This is a genomic window from Pseudomonas aegrilactucae (genome assembly GCF_019168305.1).
Taxonomy (GTDB): Bacteria; Pseudomonadota; Gammaproteobacteria; order Pseudomonadales; family Pseudomonadaceae; genus Aquipseudomonas; species Aquipseudomonas aegrilactucae.
This window is the reverse complement of record NZ_JAHTBI010000077.1, coordinates 1-12,704: the sequence shown is the minus strand read 5'-3', so window position 1 is coordinate 12,704 and position 12,704 is coordinate 1. Positions and strand designations below refer to the sequence as shown.

At 57.7% G+C, this 12,704-nt stretch carries 13 protein-coding genes and 1 tRNA gene; 3 read left to right on the top strand and 11 right to left on the bottom strand.

Annotated elements, in window-relative coordinates:
- Window positions 1-32: 32 nt before the first annotated feature.
- The 8 genes from KUO17_RS20010 to KUO17_RS19975 form a co-directional block, all read right to left on the bottom strand.
- A complete protein-coding gene (locus tag KUO17_RS20010; protein ID WP_217977250.1) occupies window positions 33-1,001 on the bottom strand; it encodes a glutathione S-transferase family protein in 969 nt (322 codons plus the stop codon).
- A 108-nt stretch (window positions 1,002-1,109) separates the two neighbouring features.
- Entirely contained in the window at window positions 1,110-2,105 is a 996-nt protein-coding gene (locus KUO17_RS20005; protein WP_217977249.1) for a glycosyl transferase family protein, read from the bottom strand.
- A complete protein-coding gene (locus tag KUO17_RS20000; RefSeq protein WP_217977248.1) occupies window positions 2,102-2,437 on the bottom strand; it encodes a TusE/DsrC/DsvC family sulfur relay protein in 336 nt (111 codons plus the stop codon). Before KUO17_RS20000 ends, KUO17_RS20005 begins: the two co-directional genes overlap by 4 nt.
- Entirely contained in the window at window positions 2,434-2,730 is a 297-nt protein-coding gene (gene tusB, locus KUO17_RS19995; RefSeq protein WP_217977247.1) for a sulfurtransferase complex subunit TusB, read from the bottom strand. The genes KUO17_RS20000 and tusB overlap by 4 nt, the downstream gene beginning before the upstream one ends.
- On the bottom strand, window positions 2,730-3,089 hold the full coding sequence (gene tusC / locus KUO17_RS19990; RefSeq protein WP_217977246.1) for a sulfurtransferase complex subunit TusC: 360 nt from the start codon (window positions 3,087-3,089) through the stop codon (window positions 2,730-2,732). The genes tusB and tusC overlap by 1 nt, the downstream gene beginning before the upstream one ends.
- 1 nt (window position 3,090) lies before the next feature.
- The gene (gene tusD / locus KUO17_RS19985; protein WP_217977245.1) at window positions 3,091-3,483 is read right to left on the bottom strand and encodes a sulfurtransferase complex subunit TusD; all 393 of its coding nucleotides are present in this window, start codon (window positions 3,481-3,483) and stop codon (window positions 3,091-3,093) included.
- A gap of 104 nt (window positions 3,484-3,587) precedes the next feature.
- Window positions 3,588-4,958, bottom strand: a complete 1,371-nt coding sequence (locus KUO17_RS19980; protein ID WP_217977244.1) for a nucleobase:cation symporter-2 family protein — start codon at window positions 4,956-4,958, stop codon at window positions 3,588-3,590.
- Between the two features lie 329 nt (window positions 4,959-5,287).
- Window positions 5,288-5,959 (bottom strand): Bax inhibitor-1/YccA family protein, encoded by a 672-nt coding sequence (locus KUO17_RS19975; RefSeq protein WP_217977243.1) that lies wholly within the window; start codon window positions 5,957-5,959, stop codon window positions 5,288-5,290.
- 244 nt (window positions 5,960-6,203) lie between these two features.
- Here KUO17_RS19975 and KUO17_RS19970 point away from each other — a divergent pair.
- Window positions 6,204-6,294 (top strand) — tRNA-Ser (locus tag KUO17_RS19970).
- A 379-nt stretch (window positions 6,295-6,673) separates the two neighbouring features.
- Here KUO17_RS19970 and KUO17_RS19965 read toward each other — a convergent pair.
- Window positions 6,674-7,084 (bottom strand): hypothetical protein, encoded by a 411-nt coding sequence (locus KUO17_RS19965; RefSeq protein WP_217977242.1) that lies wholly within the window; start codon window positions 7,082-7,084, stop codon window positions 6,674-6,676.
- A 665-nt stretch (window positions 7,085-7,749) separates the two neighbouring features.
- Entirely contained in the window at window positions 7,750-9,990 is a 2,241-nt protein-coding gene (locus KUO17_RS19955; protein WP_341869639.1) for an nSTAND3 domain-containing NTPase, read from the bottom strand.
- A gap of 464 nt (window positions 9,991-10,454) precedes the next feature.
- Here KUO17_RS19955 and KUO17_RS19950 point away from each other — a divergent pair, with 464 nt between their 5' ends.
- Window positions 10,455-10,967: a hypothetical protein gene (locus KUO17_RS19950; RefSeq protein ID WP_217977241.1), complete on the top strand. Its 513-nt coding sequence runs from the start codon at window positions 10,455-10,457 to the stop codon at window positions 10,965-10,967.
- A 428-nt stretch (window positions 10,968-11,395) separates the two neighbouring features.
- Window positions 11,396-12,193 carry a hypothetical protein gene (locus KUO17_RS19945; RefSeq protein ID WP_217977240.1) on the top strand — a complete coding sequence of 266 codons (798 nt, stop codon included), beginning with the start codon at window positions 11,396-11,398 and terminating at the stop codon, window positions 12,191-12,193.
- Between the two features lie 139 nt (window positions 12,194-12,332).
- Here the strand turns inward: KUO17_RS19945 and KUO17_RS19940 are convergent.
- On the bottom strand, window positions 12,333-12,704 hold a 372-nt coding region (locus KUO17_RS19940; RefSeq protein ID WP_217977239.1), incomplete at its 5' end, for a hypothetical protein.

The following is a 12,704-nucleotide window of genomic DNA, read 5'->3' as shown; positions in this document are numbered from 1 at the left end:
GGCTTGCCAGCGAAGGCGTCCTCAAGGCCTGGTCAGAAGCTGGTCTTGTCCCAGATCCCCCGCCCCTCGAGGCGCTCGCGATCATGCGCTATGCCAAAGTCCTGCAACGGCCCTTTCGGCACGATCCCATTCGGGTTGATGGTCTTGTGGCTCATGTAATAGTGATGCTGCATATGTTCCATGTTCACTGTCTCGGCCACCCCCTGCCACTGATACAGCTCCCTCAGCCAGTTCGACAGGTTCGGATAATCGGCGATGCGCCGCAGGTTGCACTTGAAGTGCCCATGGTACACCGCATCAAAGCGAATCAGCGTGGTAAACAGCCGCCAGTCGGCCTCGGTCAGGTACTCGCCCGCCAGATAACGCTGCGTGTGCAGTAGCTGCTCCAGCGCATCCAGTTCGGTGAACAGCTCATCGAAAGCCTGCTCATACGCCTGCTGCGTCGTCGCAAACCCTGCCCGGTAAACGCCATTGTTGACCGCCGGATACACCCGCTCGTTGATCGCATCGATCGTCGCGCGCAGCGCTTCGGGGTACAGGTCAAGTCGATTGCTGGTCAGCCCGTCGAAGGCGGTGTTGAAGATGCGGATGATCTCTGCCGACTCGTTGTTGACGATGCGCTGTTCCTGCTTGTCCCACAGCACCGGCACCGTGACACGGCCACTGTAGTGCGGGTCGTCGCGGGTATAGCGCTGATGCAGAAACTCGAAGTTGTCGAGTGCATCGCCCGTCGAGCCGAGCGTCTTGTCGAAGGTCCAGCCATTTTCGCCCATCAGCCAGCTGACCACCGACACGTCGATCAGTTTTTCCAGGCCCTTGAGCTTGCGAAAGATCAGTGTGCGGTGTGCCCAGGGGCAGGCCAGCGATACATACAGGTGATAGCGCCCGGCCTCGGCAGCCGGCAGCTGGTTGCGGCGCTGCGCGTTTTCGCGCTGAAAGGCGCCGTCTTTGCTGCTTTCATACCACTGGTCGTGCCAGCGGCCGTCGATCAACAGGCCCATGGTTCTCTCCTTGGCGATTCATTCAACTTGGAGCCCAGTGTACGGGCTCAAGTTCGAACGAATAGCGCAAAGCATGGGCGTGTATGATCGGCTTTCCCGATGGATTGCCTAGCTAAGGCGGGCAGCCCACCATTGCTGTGCCTGGGTGAACGCTGCCTCGCGGGAGTGCCCCAGGCCGCGCAGCGCCAGGGCCATGGTCGCCACCAGGGCCATTTCGCCATAGCTGTCGCTGGCGTCGCCACGCCATACCGCCAGCAGGTGCGACACCTCAAGGCTGGCGGGTTTGACGTGGCGCTGGGCCGACTGCTGCGGCCATTCCTCGTCCCACTCTTCGCCGTTGGCGGTACCGTACAGATGGCTGGTGGCGTCGGGGTTGATCTCGATCTCGCCGCCGTCACCCTTGACCACGATGGCCGTGTCGCCCAGCAGGCGGCTGGCTTCGCGGTGCACCGCCTGGTAGCCGGGGTGGAAGATGCTCTGCAGGCCGCAGCGAGCACCCAGCGGGTTGAGCACCCGGGCCAGCGAATGGATCGGGGAGCGCAGGCCCAGGGTGTTGCGCAGGTCGATCATGCGCTGCAGGCGCGGCGCCCAGTCCTGCAGCGGGATGAAGGCGATGCGCTGCGCCTCCAGGGCGCCGGCGACGCTGTCCCAGTCGCGGCACAGGGGGATCTGTACCTGCTCCAGCACCTGCTCGGTGTACAGGCGCCCGGCGGTGTGCGCGCCGCCGCCGTGCAGCAGGATGCGGATGCCATTGTTGGCCAGGCACTTGGCGGCCAGCAAAAACCATGGCAGGTGACGCTTTTTGCCGGCGTAGCTCGGCCAGTCCAGGTCCACGGCAATCGGCGGCGCCTGCACGCGCTGGCGTACGGCCTCGGTGAAGCCTGCGAGCTCCTCGGGGCTTTCTTCCTTGTGCCGCAGCAGCATCAGGAAGGCGCCGAGCTGGGTGTCTTCGACCTTGCCGTCGAGCAGCATGCCCATGGCTTCGCGGGCCTCTTCACGGGTCAGGCCACGCGCGCCGCGCTTGCCCTTGCCAAGAATGCGCACAAACTGCGCGAACGGGTGTTCGGCCGGTGTTTCGGTGATCAGCGGGCTAGGTTCGGTCATATGCAATTGGTCGGCTTGGGCAGGCCCGCGAGCTTCGCGGCAAGTTTGGCGGGAGTGCCGTTGAACAGGCGGTTCAGGTGCAGACTGTTGCCCTTGTCCGGGCCCAGCTTCAGGGCGGTGTACCTGATCAGCGGGCGCGTGGCGGGCGACAGCTCGAACTCCTGGTAGAACTGGCGCAGCAGCTCCAGCACTTCCCAGTGCTCGGCAGTCAGGCTCAGGCCCTCGCGGGCGGCCAGGGCTTGGGCCACGGGGGCAGACCAGTCCTGCAGGTCGACCAGAAAGCCGTCCTTGTCCAGGGCGATATCGCGTGTGTCGACCGTCAGGGTGTTCATAGCCAGCTGTTGACCTTGTCGTAGGCCAGCGACAACTCGACGAAGGCCGGGTAGTCGGTGGCCTGGGCGATATCGCTATGGATGCCGCGCGCTTGCAGGTCTTCTTCGAGTGCGTACAGGCGCGCTGCCAGGTTGGCCGCCTGTAATACCTTGAGCGGTTCGCTGCCCGTTTGCAGCGCGTACACCGCGTCACCGCACAGCAGCAGCGCGTCCTGGCTGCCGAGCAGGCGCAGGCAACTGCTCAGGCGATTGTCGCCAAACGGCGAGTGGGAAATGACGTGCAGGGTGCTCATCAGAGGGTTACCACCTGGTCAAAACGGTCGATCAGGGCCGCCAGTGCGCTGTCGTCGAGTACTTCGACGTCCAGTGTCAGGCTGTCGGCGCTCAGGCCGCGCGCTTGCAGGCTGCTGGCAGCGGCGAACAACTCGTCCACACCGAACATCGGCAGGGCCTGCAGGTTGGCGGCCAGGTTCTTCTGTTGCAGTTGCCCCGGTTGTTGCGCGGGTGCCAGCTGGAGCACGCCGTCATCCAGAAACAGCATGCCCAGCGGCAGGTCGAAGGCGCCGCCGGCCAGGGCGATGTCCAGCGCCTCGCGTGCCGAGGGGCCGGCCCAGGGGGCCTGGCGGCTGATGATCAGCAGGGACTTGGCCATCTCAATCGCCTCCGAAGCAGACCAGGCGGTCGGCGGTTTGTGCGGCTTCGTGCAACTGCCCAAGGCCGGACAGCTCCCAGGGCGCGGGCAGGTTCACGGCGGGGCGCTGGTAGCGCTGGGCCTCTTCGGTGTTGAGCACGCCGCGGCGCAGGGCGGCGGCGATGCACACCACGGCGTCGAGGTTGTGCTCGGTGATTAAGGTGCGCCATCGGGCGGGCACGTCCAGTTCATCCTGGGGCGCGACCACATTGGCCGAAGCGCTGTGCACACCGTCCTGATAGAAAAACAGCCGCACGATCTCGTGCCCGCTGGCCAGTGCCGCTTGAGCGAACAGCAGGGCGCGGCGCGAGGAGGGCGCGTGTCCGGGAGAAAAAATCGCGAGGGTGAACTTCATGGTGTGCTCTGTCAGCAAAACTGCGCCCATGATAAAGCAAAAAGCCGGCGCCTGTAGGCGCCGGCCATGCCAGCGAAGGGCCGCTACGTGGCCCCAATAGCGACTCAGGCCTGTGGTTTGGCCTCAGGCAGGAACCAGTTCAGCACCAGCGCACAGATCCCGCCGGTGGCCACGCCCGATTCCAGCACATTGCGCAGCGCCGACGGCATGTGCGCGAGAAACTCCGGCACTTGCGCCACGCCCAGGCCCAGTGCCAGGGACACCGCGATGATCAGCAGCGCACGGCGATCCAGGCTGATGCTGGCCAGGATATTGATGCCCGAAGCGGCAACCGCCCCGAACATCACCATCGCAGCGCCACCCAGCACTGGCTCCGGCACAGCCTGAATCACCCCGGCCACGCTCGGGAACAGGCCCAGGATCACCAGCATCGCGGCGATCCAGATACCGATATGGCGGCTGGCGATACCGGTCAGCTGGATCACCCCATTGTTCTGCGCGAACACCGAGCTTGGGAAGGTATTGAACACACCGGCCAGCAGCGAGTTGGCGCCGTTGACCAGCACGCCGCCCTTGATGCGTTGCATCCACAGCGGGCCTTCGACCGGTTGGCGCGAGACCTTGCTGGTGGCGGTAACGTCGCCGATGGCCTCTAGCGAGGTCACCAGGTAGATCACCAGCATCGGGATGAACAGTGCCCACGAGAAGCCCAGGCCGAAGTGCAGCGGCACCGGCACCTGGAATACAGCGGCTTCATGCATGCCGGTAAAGTCCAGGCGGCCCAGGTAGCCTGCCAGCGCGTAGCCCACGGCCAGTGCGATCACGATGGCGCAACTGCGCATCCACACCACGGGAATGCGGTTGAGCACCACGATAATTGCCAGTACAACGCCCGACAGCAGCAGGTTTTCGCCGTTGGCGAAAGTGCCATTGGCCATGGCGCCGAAGCCGCCGCCCATGCTGATCAGGCCGACCTTGATCAGCGTAAGGCCGATCATCAGCACCACGATACCGGTCACCAGCGGGGTGATCAGGCGTTTGACGAAGGGCAGGATGCGCGAAATGCCCATCTCCACGAAGGAGCCTGCGATCACCACACCGAAGATCGCCGCCATCACGCCTTCTACTGGCGTGCCTTGCTTGACCATCAGTGCGCCGCCGGCAATCAGTGGGCCGACGAAATTGAAACTGGTGCCTTGCACGATCAGCAGCCCGGCGCCGAAGGGCCCGAAGCGGCGGCATTGCACGAAGGTGGCGATGCCGGAGATGACCAGCGACATCGACACGATCAGGTTGGTGTCGCGGGCGGACACGCCCAGGGCCTGGCAGATCAGCAGGCCTGGGGTCACGATCGGCACGATGATCGCGAGCAGGTGCTGCAGTGCGGCGAGCAGCGCGATGAGCGGGCGAGGGCGGTCTTCCAGTCCCAGGACCAGTTCATTGGCCTGTGCGGGCGCTTGTTCGAGTGAGCTCATGGGTAATGCTGCCCCGGGCAGAAAAAAGGAGCGCATTCTACGGCGCGGGCGGGGATAGGGGTAGCCCACTTTGCCAGCATTGTTTGGGCTTAGGGCCGGCACCGCCTGCTTGTGTCCATCACGGCAAAAAAATCTGCTTCTCGTCAGGGCGTGGGAGCTGGCTTGCCAGCGAATCGAGCGCGCAGCGGTCGTAAACCTGAGTGCACGCTTCATCAGGCCAAATACTGCAATCACTAGCACCGCTGTTTACGTCACCCCCCCCCTCATCACCCACAAAAAAAGCCCGCCGAAGCGGGCTTTTTTGACATCTTCAACAGCTCAACCGTCTATCAGTCATCGCGGCTCATCAAGCCAAACAGCTGCAGCAGGCTGACGAACAGGTTGTAGATCGACACATACAGGCTGATGGTAGCCATGATGTAGTTGCGCTCACCGCCATGGATGATCGCACTGGTCTGGAACAGGATGCACACCGACGAGAACAGCACGAAGCCGGCGCTGATCGCCAGTTGCAGGCCGCTGATCTGGAAGAAGAAGCTCGCCAGCACAGCACCCAGCAGCACGAAGAAGCCTGCGGTGATGAAACCGCCCAGGAAGCTCATGTCCTTGCGGGTAATCAGCACGTAAGCCGACAGGCCACCAAATACCAGCGCAGTCATGGCAAATGCCGAGCTGACCACTTCAGCGCCGCCAGCCATACCCAGGTAACGGTTGAGGATAGGGCCGAGCAGGAAGCCCATGAAACCGGTCAGTGCGAAGGTGGACACCAGGCCCCATACCGAGTCACGCAGCTTGTTGGTGAGGAAGAACAGGCCATAGAAGCCGATCAGCACCACGAAGATGTTCGGGTAGCCGACGCGCATCTGTTGGGCCACGAAGGCCATGACACCACTGAAAGCGAGGGTGATGGCCAGCAGGCCATAGGTATTGCGCAGGACGCGGCTGACCTCTTGCTGTTCGACCTGCAGGCCGTGGTTGACGGCGTAATCCTGTTCGCGCATGGCGACACTCCTGTGGGTTTGAAACGTTCGGATGCAAAGATCATAACAGACGTCTGCAAAGCGGCCACCTAGAGAGTTTGACAGCTTGTTTCATTTCGGTATTATGGCGGCCGCAATACGAAGGAAGCGTGGCCGAGTGGTTTAAGGCAACGGTCTTGAAAACCGTCGATGGGCAACTATCCTAGAGTTCTTATCTCAGGTAGATCCTAGATGCACACTTCAAGGCGCTCTAGCAGTATGCATCGGGAAATTGGCAGAGTGGTTGAATGCACCGGTCTTGAAAACCGGCGTACGTTAATAGCGTACCCAGGGTTCGAATCCCTGGTTTCCCGCCAAACTCAGTAAAATCAGGGCTTAGAGCGATCTAGGCCCTTTTTTGTGGCCGATCATTTCTTGTGTTCCCTGCAGGCCTAGGCTCGGCCTGCGCCTCGGAATGCTAAGGGTGCATTTCACTAGCTGCATGCTACTGCCGCTTGCTGCGCGCTTTGGAATGAGTGAGATTTCGACTGCATGCTTTGCAGGCCGCAGATTTACTGGGCCCCACGCATAGTCTCGTACCCACTCCCCCTTGGTTTGCACTCAGCACCTGAACTGTTGTTCGTTGGCGACCCGGCTTACCATTGCGCCTGTTCCTTGCTGAGCCCCTCAAAAAACCTTCAAGAAAAAGTCGGCAGATGAACGTAGAGTGAAAGGGTCGTTGTGCCGTTCAGATCGTTACAGACCCAAATCTGCAGCGAACTTGAAATCGCGAAGCTCTGGGTGAAGGGCGTCAGAGTCCATAGCGCCCAGGAGATGCTGAGCAAATTGTCTTAGGGGGTAGTGATCAAGAGGAACACACCATCCCTCGTAGTCTGACAGACAGCCTAGGTATGCAATTCCGAACCGATAGCCGCGCTCTTGGGATACGGCCATGAAGGCATCAAAGAGGGCTTGGGCGTGCTCCGAAGGTAATCTCGACAGATCAATCATCGCGTCGGAGCTGGGTTGATCATCAATAAAATCAAAAAAGAAGGCATCGATCTCCTGCGCGAGCGATTCGGGTGAAATGGATCGGCAGGTGATCTCGATGATCGTGATGTCATAGAGGGTGGCGCTGAGCTGCGCGCTGCTCTCGTCATGTAGCATTGGTGTTTGCTCATTTACTTCTAATGGTGGAAGGCAGGTAGTCTACCTGAGGCAGCAATGGCTCAGGTTCGTCAGGCAGGGGCTTGAGGCGGTGGATGTACGACCAGCCTAGACACTGCTGTTCCGAAAGACGCATCCGGTAAGCGTCAATGGGCGAAAAGCTTAGAAAGGGCTTATCTGGCCAGTGCTCGGCCTGGAGGATCCCCCCGCCACCATCACGACCGGCTTTGCAGCGTTCGAGCGAACGCTTTCTTCGGCTTCAATCAGATCAGTGCACAGCATCTCAACGATGCGGAAAATCGTAATCGCCCTCGGGCATCTACTCCATGACGGAATTTTGTGAAATGCACCAAACTCAGCGATTTTTCGTCAACGTCGCCTGGCCACCCCATTCTACCCAGAAGCCCTGATCTGAGGGCCTCCAGCCCTTTAGTGCCCTCAACGAGCATAAGCCAGCCACCTCAATCCCCCTGCTCTGAGCTTCCAACGAAGCACCTGGCGCGTTCCAAAATCACACCTCCGGTAGGTGCCACGATCTCGAAAACCCCATCCACTGCCTCTCCGAAAATCCTTCACTACCAGCCCGCCTAGCTACCCATTCGACGCTGACCCCGCTACAACAAATGCCCAGAAAGCCGAAAGACACCCTCATCCGACCAAAAAAACTACCGCTCCCTGCTGAACAGATCATCAATGTCCAGCGCTTCGAGCCGGTTCTGTTCCGCTCGTGGGGACACGTAACTCTGTTCCTCTTCCTGGAAATACCGCTTCATACGGTACTTGACGTCATAGGCGTCGAGGATTCCGTCGATCAGTGCGTTCGAGGGCGATGCATGCCAACTGGAAAACTTTTCGTCAATCATGTTGGTAAGAACTCGATTAGCGGCAGCCAAATCAAAGCCATTGTCGAACACATCGCTTTCCTCGAACATCTCGTCAAGCGATTCGCTCATGGTGGTGTACGCTAAATTTGCGAACGGCTCCGTTGCTTCAGTAATGTCATAGGCTTCAAGCGATTTGACTAAATTGCCAAGTGCAGAGAGCTCTTTCTCTGTCACTTCCACTTCAGTGCTTATGACTCCCAAAACAAAATCGATCAGCGACGAGGCCGAAACTATCTCGTCATCAATAGCGTCGGCTAGGGTGTCCAAGCAGTGCAGATAACTTTCGCTGATGGGGTTCCTTATAATGACCGCCGTGGTTTGTAATAGCCGCTTCGCACTCTCTTGCTCACTTACTCCATAGATAGTGCACTGATATAGTTTTGCCAGGTATTCGGGCGAGCTGTCCACAAAGCCCAGATGCTCCTCATGTCCGTACAAGGACTGAAATATACTTTCCACGCTCTCTTTAGAAATTAGCTTGTTGCGCCTCATATCTTCGAGCATATCGAGAGCGCTGAGACTGCGCAGACAGCTGCAAACAGCTCTGAGCAGCAGGGTGTCATTCGCATAGCGATGAATCAAATAATCCCCAAGAGATGGGTTGAAGAGTTTGTAGTAGCGCTTCTCGCCTGCCATCACGCGCGTCAGCAGTGAATTTGAGAGATGCCGAACTACGAAGTCGAACTCACGTTTTCCCTTAAAGCTCGCATGTTCAGGCATGCGCAGACCCACGGCATATGCATTAGCAAGATTCTGCTCAAGAATATCGTTCCCATTGAATGCGACCAAAAGTACCAAGAATCGACCAAAGTCGTCGAGCTGGGCGTCGAATGGGTGTTCCCAGATTCTCGTTGGGTTATCCAGGAGGTTGGTAATGTGATTCCAGTATGCTTCAGCGGGGATGTCGACCAAACGCTGCGGGTCGGTGATGAACTGTATGATGCGGGGGTTAAAATTGCGGTGTCCAATAACCCTGTGGTAACGCTTTTTTATGTAGAATGATTCTACATGCTCAGGGCTTAGCCCCGAATGCCATATATGGTTGTACAGGATATGGGCTTTGTCGAGGCTTGAAAGGGATTGGAGCTTGATCTCCATCTCGTTTCGATTGACATTGCTGTTTTCAAAGGCGTCGTTCAGGATTCGCCCCTGATTCAAAATAGTAGACCGTGACGTCAGTACGAATTTCTTAGTCGCCCTATCCCGATGGATCCGCTTTATGAAGTTGACGATCTGGCTCCCTTCGTGACCTGCCAGTGCTTCTAGGTAGTTCCTCCCTAGGAAATCGTCGAAATAGAACAGCTGCCGCCTATCAGGCACGTAAGCTTGCTCAGCCTCATGAACGTCATTGCCGATGGACAGAAACTCAAAGCCATTTTTGGCATATAACAAGATGAGCTGCTCGGCGAGTGTGGTCTTTCCGATTCCTGCTTGGCCAGTGATGATGACCGTCCCGAGCTGGTTGAGCTTATCGACGGCCCATTCGTAATTGCGGGTCTGGACGAAGATCTTCGACTTCTCAATGATCTCGCTCATCATCGCATCGCTACGCCCCATGATGGCGTTGTTGAGCAGGTGGACAAGCACCGTAGCGCTACTTATCCAGAGCTTGAAATGCCTTTGCTCGACCCAGGGATGCCGGGCAAGCAGGTCGTTGAGATCTTCTTTGCCGTAAACGCTCACGGGGCAGGAGGCGCCGATAGCGGTAATGAGCTCCTCCTTGTTCGACCTCGAAAGCGTATGCGATACCACTAGGATGTACCATTCGGGCTGAAGCTCTGCGACCTTGGGTGCTTCCGTAGACCGCAAACGCGCAACAAGCTGAGCGAAGGGAGTAGCTGCCCAATGCTTGGCCTGTAAGATCCACTCGCCACCATTCGGGCTGAAATAGCGGCCATCTACGCCACCATCTCGACCGGCTTTGAAGCGTTCAAATCGAACGCCTTCAGAGGCGCCGATGAGGTCGGTGCACAGCACCTCAAATTCTTTGTCGTTGAGACGCGAAAAGTCGTAGTCGTTCACTCGGGCATCCACTCCATGACAGAGGGGTACGATAGCATTTAGCTACTCCGGAAGAGGAGGGAGACCGGGAGCCAGCTGCCGAAAACTGTCCGCGAAAGTCTCCATAAAGCTGTTGAGTACAAATGTACTCTTTGCCTCCAAGCCCCCTGCATTGGCGCTTGGTTGAAAGGATCACGCGGCACCGCCACTAAGGCATGATCAAGGCATTCTGAGCGCGCGGTACTCCTAGGAGCAGATCTACAAGTAGATCCATAAAGTTTTCAGAGCCGATGCTCATTCTTTCGCGCAAATGCGAGAGCGTTCTCAACTGGTGCAACAACTGGGAAGGGGCGAATAGTGCCGTTCGCTTTGCGTGTCTTGCTGATTGCGTCGCCGCTTGCTCCACATGCAATCTAAAATGAGAAGCAGCTTCCCGTGAGGGAATAACGCGCCTAGAGATAATCTGCTAGCAAGGAGGCATGAAAATGTCCGTCAACAATATACATGCTCTAACTACCAAAGCTCGAGCGGACACGAATGTGTGGTTTATCAGAAGTCGTCTGTCCCCCGCCCACAAACGGCTCGTAAGGCTCAGTCAATTCCAGGCGCTAGGTTGGTTTTTCACGGTGGTGGACTGCATGGCCAAATATTCCCGCGTAGACCAGTTAAATGCGATGTACGCGTTTAATACAGAGGTCGATCAATTCAATTTTGGAAGTTTTTCTGCTTTACACCTACTGGCCTCCGCAACTTGGAGCGATAGAGTAGTTGCAGCTTGGTGTTTGGTCGGTGTGGAACAGCGAGCGATTGCCAGGCAATTTGTCGCAGACGAGGCACACAACTTTTGGTCTGACACGCAATTCTGTAATCCTGGTTGGGACGAGTATGTTCAAGCGAGGGTCACCGCTATCAACGCAGGCGAGACGGGGCCCGCTCAGTTTGATATCGTCAGTTTTGTTGGTCAGCCTGCCCGTGCCCGTCTTGTTTTTGCGCAGTAGAAAATGATGCCAGTGATGTTGCTGTGCACTCAGCGCGGAACGCCCTCTTCGCCTGCGGACGTTGAAGTCTCGTGATGGAGAACTGGCTCCCGCTGCAGTTTTCAATCCTGGACAGAATGATTGCCCAGGACGCCGGCTAGACGTCTCGCCGAAGCATCAGTGGTCATAAAAATACTCATCGCCGGGCAGTTGATCATAGCGAAGTGGCCAGCCTCGGATTCCGAAGACTGCGCGCATTTACATCGGGCTGTCGCTCGATGGCGGAAACTGCTTTCTACCACCATTTCCGTGGCCAGAGTCTATGCAAATTTGAGGCAAGATGACGAGCGTCTGTGCGATTATTCCGCTCACATCTTGATCTTAGTGAGGGACTAGCCGTGTCAGGGATAAAGCTGCCAACGGAGTCATGGCTTGAAGGAATCAACGAGATGTTGGCCACGGAGGGATTGATCCCTGAGCGCCGGCCGAGCGAGGCCTTTCGCAGGTGGTGCATTGAGTCTCAGCAAAGCCTGGCTTTCGGGGCTGAGGCAACCAAAGTCATAGCGGAGTGGTTCAGTCGGAACACCACCTATGGGCTACACATCCGGCAGCCTTTCGGCAGGGCCGCGTTTTACTGGGACATGGCCTTCGTAGAAGTCGTAATGCCTCTGGTCTACGGGCGTCCGCAGATCTTCCCGCTGAAGCAGTTCAGGAACGTACCACCTTATCTGGTTCAGCGCCTGGCCAGCTCCCCTGACTCGCTCGAGGCCTACCTGCAGCACTTCAGCAACGCCTATGGCGTCTTTGTGATGGAGGAGAACATCAGGCGCCTCGACGAGACGAAGCCATCAGCCGTTGGCCAGTTCGTGATGGCAGCCTCCCGGCAGCTCTCCAGCGCAACTGCGGCGCTCCTTAGCTCCCCTCCCAGTGCGAAAGCCCTGGAGGATTCACGCCTAGCTGTGGAGATAGCTATCAAGGCTGTGCTCATCCTAAAGTTGGGGCATACAGACGCGACGCTTCAGAAGCAGTTCAGCCATCGGCTTGTACCACTGAGGACGGAGCTCCTGAAGGTCAAGCCAGACCCAGGCTTCACCGAGGCAGAGCTAGCGATCTACCCAGATGTATCTGCGCGTTACGGTGACCTCTCGAACGATCGGGCGAACCTCTGGAAAGGCTATGAGTTGGCGCTTCGTGTCGTTGCGATGAGCTTAGAAATCATCGAGAGCGAGCTGCTGGCTACGCAGTAATGCCTATGTCGCCAATACGAGCATCTAGCAGCTTGGCTTTCTACAGGTGATCGGTAGTGGCTGTAAAATAAAGTTACATTTGTAGTGGCTTAATTAAGCCTATCATCCCCCTTGAAAGCGCCCGCCATTAGCAATAAGATCATTTGGCGGCAGTCAACTTGAACGTTGTAATTGAGGGGGATCTTATGGCGCTTAAACCGGGCCCAAAGCCTATTGCCAAGTCAACCGGCGAAGTGGATAAACGTCGTCGCGACAATAAAGATACACCAGGGAACAACCCTGATTTGAAGCCTAGCAAGTCTTCAAAGAAATAGCTCATTGCTGGGTGAAGCTGCCGTAATGGCAGCTTTTTTATTGCAGATTGTGCCCAGAAATTCGCAATCGGAGAGTTGCTTGCATAGATTTTTGTGGATGTCTCTAGGGATGCTCCGATCAACTTGCCGAAAAGCGGCGGCAGGCCAAACATTCTCCGGTGCCTACCGCTGTTTGCCGAAAGAAGGCCCCATGCACA